Origin of the sequence: Nocardia amamiensis NBRC 102102 (genome assembly GCF_001612745.1) — a bacterium.
Taxonomy (GTDB): Bacteria; Actinomycetota; Actinomycetes; order Mycobacteriales; family Mycobacteriaceae; genus Nocardia; species Nocardia amamiensis.
This window is the reverse complement of the sequence record NZ_BDBA01000204.1, coordinates 1-5,496: the sequence shown is the minus strand read 5'-3', so window position 1 is coordinate 5,496 and position 5,496 is coordinate 1. Positions and strand designations below refer to the sequence as shown.

Annotated in this window: 3 protein-coding genes, 4 tRNA genes and 1 pseudogene; 4 read left to right on the top strand and 4 right to left on the bottom strand. The window is 66.4% G+C overall.

Annotation, left to right across the window (positions count from 1 at the left end; genetic code table 11):
* Positions 1 to 127 precede the first annotated feature (127 nt).
* The 4 genes from NA4_RS30465 to NA4_RS30450 form a co-directional block, all read right to left on the bottom strand.
* Positions 128 to 201 (bottom strand) — tRNA-Phe (locus NA4_RS30465).
* A 57-nt stretch (positions 202 to 258) separates the two neighbouring features.
* Positions 259 to 332: transfer RNA gene (locus NA4_RS30460), tRNA-Asp, on the bottom strand.
* Between the two features lie 29 nt (positions 333 to 361).
* A tRNA-Glu gene (locus tag NA4_RS30455) sits at positions 362 to 434 on the bottom strand.
* A gap of 94 nt (positions 435 to 528) precedes the next feature.
* Positions 529 to 1,194 carry a TetR family transcriptional regulator gene (locus NA4_RS30450; protein WP_067477873.1) on the bottom strand — a complete coding sequence of 222 codons (666 nt, stop codon included), beginning with the start codon at positions 1,192 to 1,194 and terminating at the stop codon, positions 529 to 531.
* 853 nt (positions 1,195 to 2,047) lie between these two features.
* Here NA4_RS30450 and NA4_RS30445 point away from each other — a divergent pair.
* From NA4_RS30445 to NA4_RS42260, 4 genes and pseudogenes are all read left to right on the top strand, one after another.
* Positions 2,048 to 2,120, top strand: a tRNA-Lys gene (locus NA4_RS30445).
* A gap of 647 nt (positions 2,121 to 2,767) precedes the next feature.
* The gene (locus NA4_RS30440) at positions 2,768 to 3,739 is read left to right on the top strand and encodes an acyl-ACP desaturase (protein ID WP_067477870.1); all 972 of its coding nucleotides are present in this window, start codon (positions 2,768 to 2,770) and stop codon (positions 3,737 to 3,739) included.
* A gap of 175 nt (positions 3,740 to 3,914) precedes the next feature.
* Complete coding sequence (gene dusB, locus NA4_RS30435) at positions 3,915 to 5,057, top strand: tRNA dihydrouridine synthase DusB (RefSeq protein ID WP_067477876.1); 1,143 nt, start codon at positions 3,915 to 3,917, stop codon at positions 5,055 to 5,057.
* Positions 5,058 to 5,218: 161 nt separating this feature from the next.
* Positions 5,219 to 5,496, top strand: a pseudogene (locus tag NA4_RS42260) (LCP family protein); the annotation flags it as partial.

Genomic DNA, 5,496 nt, shown 5'->3' with positions numbered 1-5,496 from the left:
CCACTGGAAAGGGGGGTCCGGGGGGCGAAGCCCCGCCGGGCGGGGTGTGGGGGTTGCACCCCCACAAGACATGACGAAGCGAAAAAGGCCCATGCCTTCCATGGGCATGGGCCAGCTATGAGCGGAGTGGCCAGGGCCGGGATCGAACCGGCGACCTTCCGCTTTTCAGGCGGACGCTCGTACCAACTGAGCTACCTGGCCGCAGGCACCCGAGGTGAATGCCATACGCCGAACGCCGGAATATCCGGCGCTTGCTTGCGACCCTGACGGGACTCGAACCCGCGACCTCCGCCGTGACAGGGCGGCGCGCTAACCAACTGCGCCACAGGGCCATGCTGTGCTACCAACGATCCGCAAACCGTACCCCCTACGGGATTCGAACCCGCGCTACCGCCTTGAAAGGGCGGCGTCCTAGGCCGCTAGACGAAGGGGGCTCGTCCCGGATTTCTCCGGACCGGCTTTCAACGGCTGTCCGTTGGGAGCTGGGATAGCTTATGACAGACCGGACTCGAATCCCAAACCGGCTGGTCAGAGCCCCAAACCGAGCTCTTCCAACTGGGCCTGCGCGCGCCACCCGTCGCTGCGGAACTTCTGCAGCCACTCCAGGGTGGCCATCGCCTCGACCACCACTTCGAGCGCCTCTTCGAAACGCGACCGCAGATCGACCTGACCGCCGAGCAGGTCCACCATGTACCGCTGGCCGGCCAGCGCAGCCGCGAGCGTGCGAGTGAACCGGTCGGGGTCGGCGTCGGCGCGCAGCTGCCCGTGGTCGATGGCGCGCACCGTGAGCACCCTGGTCGTGCGGCCGAGGATGCGCCCACCACCCGCTTGCACGTCGCGGTAGAAATCCGGCTCGATGATCAGGCGATACTCGGCTTGCACGATGATGTCGTGTTCGAGCCGCAACGCGATCTCGTCGACCATCCCGTGCAGGACGTCCAGCGGGCTGAGATCGGCTCGCGCGAGCCAGCGCTCGGCGGAGGCGCGGTAGCGCTCCACGGCGGTCTCCAGCACCGCGCGCGCGAGGTCTTCCTTGGAATCGAAATGGAAGTACATGGCGCCCTTGGTGGCACGCGACCCTTCCAGTATGCGGTTGAGCGATGCAGCGGCATAGCCGCTCTTCCCGAACTCAACGGCGGCGGACCTGATAATCGCCGCCCGTGTCCGGCGGGCCCGCTCTTGCTGCCGTGCCATGCTCGAAACGCCTCCGAAGCCTACTCGCCGCCAAGCAGCCACCCCAAAGGAACGGTCGCCTTGGCACGAATTCATGAGTTTTATCAATACTGCGAACCGGGTTTTCGCCCGATTTCAAACCTTCGGTACGAAAACTCGCGAAAAACCTGAAACGCACCGGCTGGTATAGTTTTCCTGCCCGGGTGCGCCGCAGGGGGTGCGCATCCGGGCATTTGTTCGTCTCGGATCTGCCTCCTCCTGCGGCATCGAGTTCCGTCGAGCCATGGCCGACCGAGCCGACCGCGACACCTTCGGACACAGCAACGACAAGCTGAATTCCGTTGCACCGATCGAGTCGGCGATTCTTTCGGAATTCACCAAGGCGTCACCGTACCCGTAATCTCGATGCGACACGCGGCAAACCGAAGAGTCAGGTAGCCATCCGATTCCGCTTTCTGTTACAGCAAATATTCGGCAACCAGACCTCGTCGTCCGGCGGTTGCGTGAATTCACCAGCAGCCCAGCGATGTTCACCCGAGCCGACCGGCAGACCGAGCGACCGAGCGACCCACATGCCGCACCGGCCAACCCGGTCCGCGAGCCTCGCCCGGCCGCGGCCCTGCACCCCCTGCAAATCCAAAGACATTGTCAGCCAACATGATTGGATGATATCCAGATCCGGGTAAGATGAACAAAGCTGGGTGGCAAATGTTTACCGCCTGCATCGTCGCGCGCACGCGTCGCGTTACCGTTGCCGCGGCATCGCGCGACGCACCCGCACAGCACGCCGACCCGCCTCATCCAACACACCCCACCAACGCGAACTCCCCCGATTGGGGCATCGGCCCCTGATCGCACTACACTGGTCCTCCGCGCCCCTATAGCTCAGTTGGTAGAGCTACGGACTTTTAATCCGCAGGTCGTAGGTTCGAGCCCTACTGGGGGCACACTCGTCGGGCGTCCGGGTCATCCGGGCGTCCGACCTGGTTTTCTCGGGAGTTCCCTTCTGCACTGTCCCCTGGTAATCAGAGCACATCCATGTCGACCCCAGCTCTTGCCACCGCACATCGGCCGACCACGCCATCCCACCAGCCGCAACAACGAATGCGTTCGGATGCCGACGACACGCAAGTTCCGGCCCGGAGCCCGGGCGGAACGACAAGCCGCGTCCGCCGATCTACGAGGTTCGCGACGAGTGGCGACCGGTCCGGTTGTGATGAAAGGCACAAGAATCTCCGCCGCGTGGGCTCGAGACGGAACAGCTCTCGCCGAACAGGCGGACCCCGATCGTGGCGACACGGCCGGCCCAGTCCGCGGCGCCCGGCGTCTGCGGTCGCAGCGGAGTGTGCGATGCCGCTCTCGCGATAACGCTCCGAGCCCCGCGCCGATAGTCCCCTCAGGACGGGCTGACCCCATACACTCATGTGGATCACTGAACGGCTAAGACGTCGTATGACGCGTATCACGAGGGCATCGATCGTCTAAAAGATGCGTTTCGCATCACACCTACGGTGCCGTAAGGTATGGCCGCATCGGTATCGGTCTACCTTGGGATGACGAGCACGACCGGACGCACACACTGAAGGGTTCATACATGGCAAGGGATCTGACTCAACTCGAGCTGCTCACGGAGTTGGAGCCGGTTGCCGAAGAAAACGTCAACCGACACCTTTCTCTGGCAAAGGAATGGCACCCGCACGACTACGTCCCGTGGGACGAAGGCCGCAATTTCGCGGCACTCGGTGGCATCGACTGGGATCCGGAGCAGTCCCGCCTCGGTGAGGTCGCGAAGGCGGCAATGATCACCAACCTGCTCACCGAGGACAACTTGCCCTCCTACCATCGCGAGATCGCCGAGAACTTCTCCCAGGATGGCGCCTGGGGCACCTGGGTGGGCCGCTGGACCGCCGAGGAGAACCGCCACGGCATCGTCATGCGCGACTACCTGGTCGTCACCCGAGGCGTCGATCCGGTCGCCCTCGAGGAAGCTCGGATGGTCCACATGACCAACGGCTTCGCCTCCCCTGCCGAAGCCGACGCCGGATTCCTGCACTCCGTCGCGTACGTCACCTTCCAGGAGCTGGCCACCCGGGTCAGCCACCGCAACACCGGCAAGGTCTGTGACGACCCGATCGCCGACCGCATGCTGCAGCGCGTCGCCGCCGACGAGAACCTGCACATGATCTTCTACCGCAATATGTGCGGCGCCGCCCTCGACCTCGCGCCCGACCAGGCCATCGAGGCCATCACGCTGATCCTGGAGAACTTCCAGATGCCCGGCGCCGGCATGCCCAACTTCCGCCGCAATGGTGTGCTGATGGCGAAGCACGGCATCTACGACCTGCGTCAGCACTTGGAGGAGGTCGTCCAGCCGGTGCTGAAGAAGTGGAGCATCTTCGAGCGCACCGACTTCACCGCGCGCGGCGAAGCGGTCCGCGAGCGCCTCGGCCTGTTCCTGGACAAGCTGGCCAAGGACGTGATCAAGTTCGAGGAGCAGCGCGACCGCATGCTCGCCCGGGAAGCCGCGAAGCGCGAGCGCCAGATGGCGGGCAGCACCGTCGGCTGACCGCACACTGACGTAATCGCGCCGCCGTCCGGACCCGGACGGCGGCGCTTCCCCGCATCGTCCTGGCGTCGACGTCGGATCGAGCCGGACGGCCCGCACGGCGTTGAATCGGGCCGACGCAACGACCCGCACCGGCCAACTTACGTGCGGAAATGAGACACTGGTCGCCGTGACGATGACTACCGAGGCGAAGGCAGCTCTGCGGATCGGGCCGTATCCGGTCGATCCGCCGGTCGTGCTGGCGCCGATGGCGGGCATCACGAATCTGGCGTTCCGCAAGCTGTGCCGGGAATTCGGCAGCCCCACCTCGATCTACGTATGCGAGATGATCACCGCGCGCGCCGTGGTGGAGCGCAACGAGAAGACGCTGCACATGATGTCCTTCGACGCCGACGAGTACCCGCGCTCGATGCAGCTCTACGGCGTGGACCCGGCGACGCTCGGCGAAGCGGTGCGGATCATCGTCGGCGAAGGCTGGGCCGACCACATCGACCTGAACCTCGGCTGCCCGGTGCCCAAGGTCACCCGGCTCGGCGGCGGCGCGGCGCTGCCCTACAAGCGGACGCTGTTCCGCCGTATCGTGCGCGCCATGGTGGACGCGGCCGAACCGGCGGGCGTTCCGGTGACCGTGAAGTTCCGCATCGGCATCGACGACGACCACCTCACCTACCTGGACGCGGGACGCATCGCGGAAGCCGAAGGCGCGCGGTCGGTGGCCCTGCACGCGCGCACGGCCGCCCAGCGCTACTCCGGCCAGGCCGACTGGACCGCGATCGCCCGGCTCAAGGAGGCCGTCAGCACCATCCCGGTGCTCGGCAACGGCGACATCTTCTCCGCCGCCGACGCCGTTCGCATGATGGACGAAACCGGCTGCGACGGTGTGGTCGTCGGCCGTGGCTGCCTGGGCAGGCCGTGGCTGTTCGCCGAACTGCAAGCCGCGCTGCGCGGCGAGCCGCTGCCCTCGGCCCCGGATCTGGGCCGGGTCGGTGCCGTGCTGCATCGGCACGGCACGCTGCTGTCGGAGCACCTCGGCGAGGACAAAGCCATGCGCGACCTGCGCAAGCACATGGCGTGGTATCTGATGGGATTCCCGGTCGGCGCCGACCTCCGGCGCGCGTTCGCGACCGTCGTCAGCCTCGCCCAACTGGAAGATCTTGTCGGACAGCTCGACCCGACCGCACCCTTCCCCAAGGACGCCGAAGGCCCACGCGGGCGCCAGGGCTCGCCGGGAAAGGTGGCGCTGCCGCACGGCTGGCTCGACGACCCCGACGACCCGGCGGTGCCGCAAGCCGCCGATGTGATGCACAGCGGCGGATGACCGGGCAATCCCGCAGCGAACCGCATCGCCACACACCGCTGTGACCTCGACGCTTTCGCACTCGGGTGGCTCGCCGTGGCGGAATCGTTATCATTGCGGAATCGGTGCTGCCGGTCGAGTACGGCTGAGGCGGAAAGCAAGACGAAAAGCGAGGTTCGTTGGTGGGTGACGATCGGCACGGGCGTTCGCCACGGCCCGGAGGTCGTGCCCCGTGGGAGCGGTATCCCGCGGCGGACTACCCCGAACGAGACGCCGCACGGACGTCCCGGCGCTCACGGCACACCGACGCCGCCTCCGACCAGGGTTCCGCACCGCTTACCGTCCAGGATCTCGTCCAGCGGGTCGACAACGAGCGCAGCGGACGAAGGGGCCGCAGGGCGGCCGCGCCGGACGGCGACGCGCCCAACCGGGGCCGTCGCGCCGAACCGGCACCACCTGA

Bases quoted from the DNA above. Each gene is read 5' to 3' on its own strand.
- NA4_RS30450 (WP_067477873.1), bottom strand. From the start codon at position 1,194: ATGGCACGGCAGCAAGAGCGGGCCCGCCGGACACGGGCGGCGATTATC.
- NA4_RS30440 (WP_067477870.1), top strand. From the start codon at position 2,768: ATGGCAAGGGATCTGACTCAACTCGAGCTGCTCACGGAGTTGGAGCCG.
- dusB (WP_067477876.1), top strand. From the start codon at position 3,915: ATGACTACCGAGGCGAAGGCAGCTCTGCGGATCGGGCCGTATCCGGTC.